This window comes from Mycobacterium sp. TH-M15 (assembly GCF_057473705.1).
The window spans coordinates 1-1517 of the sequence record NZ_JBYCLB010000533.1 but is presented as its reverse complement, the minus strand read 5'-3'; the positions used below and the strand labels follow the sequence as shown (position 1 = coordinate 1517).

Sequence of the window (1517 nt, the reverse complement as noted above, 5' to 3'; positions counted from 1 at the left end):
CCCAGGGCTACAGCCGGGTTCGGGTGGACGGCGTGGTGCACCCGCTCACCGATCCGCCGAAGCTGAAGAAGCAGGAGAAACACGACGTCGAGGTCGTCGTCGACCGGCTCACCGTCAAGGCGTCGGCCAAGCAGCGGCTCACCGACTCGGTGGAGACCGCGCTGAACCTGGCCGACGGGATCGTGGTGCTGGAGTTCGTCGACCGCGAGGAAAATGACCCGCACGGCGCCCCCAGGGAGCAGCGGTTCTCCGAGAAGCTGGCCTGCCCCAACGGCCATCTGCTGGCCGTCGACGACCTGGAGCCCCGGTCGTTCTCGTTCAACTCGCCCTACGGCGCCTGCCCGGACTGCACCGGGCTGGGAATCCGCAAGGAGGTCGACCCCGATCTGGTGGTGCCCGACGGCGACCGCACCCTGGCCGACGGCGCGATCGCCCCGTGGTCGATGGGACCCACCTCGGAGTACTTCACCCGGATGATGGCCAGCCTGGGCGATGCGATGGGGTTCGACGTCGACACCCCGTGGCGCAAGCTGCCGGCCAAGGCGCGCACCGCGATCCTGGAAGGCTCCGACGAGCAGGTGCACGTCCGCTACCGCAACCGGTACGGCCGCACCCGCTCCTACTACACCGACTTCGAAGGGGTGATGGCGTTCCTGCAGCGCAAGATGGAGCAGACCGAGTCCGAGCAGATGAAGGAGCGCTACGCCGGCTTCATGCGTGACGTGCCCTGCCCGGTCTGCCAGGGCACCCGGCTGAAGCCGGAGATCCTGGCGGTGACGCTGACCGCCGGCGAGACCGGCAGCAGATCGATTGCGCAGGTGTGTGATCTGTCGATCGCGGACTGCGCGGACTTCCTGGCGGCGCTCACCCTGGGCCCGCGGGAACAGGCCATCGCCGGACAGGTGCTCAAGGAGATCCAGGCCCGGCTGAGCTTCCTGCTCGACGTCGGGCTGGAGTACCTGACCCTGTCCCGGGCGGCCGGAACCCTCTCCGGCGGTGAGGCGCAACGCATCCGGCTGGCCACCCAGATCGGCTCGGGGCTGGTCGGGGTGCTCTACGTGCTGGACGAGCCGTCGATCGGGCTGCACCAGCGCGACAACCGGCGGCTGATCGAGACGCTGGTCCGGCTGCGGGACCTGGGCAACACCTTGATCGTCGTCGAACACGACCTGGACACCATCGCGCACGCCGACTGGATCGTCGACATCGGCCCCGCCGCCGGCGAACACGGCGGCCGGATCGTGCACAGCGGAACCTACGCCGACCTGCTGGCCAACGGTGACTCGATCACCGGCGCCTACCTGTCCGGCGCGAAGAGCATCGACGTGCCCGCGGTGCGGCGGCCGGTCGATGCCAAGCGGCAGCTGACCGTCGTCGGCGCCCGCGAGCACAACCTGCGCGGCATCGACGTGTCGTTCCCGCTCGGGGTGCTCACCGCGGTGACCGGGGTCTCCGGCTCCGGCAAGTCGACCCTGGTCAACGACATCCTGGCCGCGGTGCTGGCCAACCGGCTCAAC

The 1517-nt window shown here is 69.5% G+C and carries 1 protein-coding gene; it reads left to right on the top strand.

Annotated features, from left to right (window positions below):
• Positions 1-1517 (top strand): UvrA family protein (locus AC2VNT_RS12995; RefSeq protein WP_486947255.1); only part of this gene is annotated, 1517 nt, incomplete at both ends.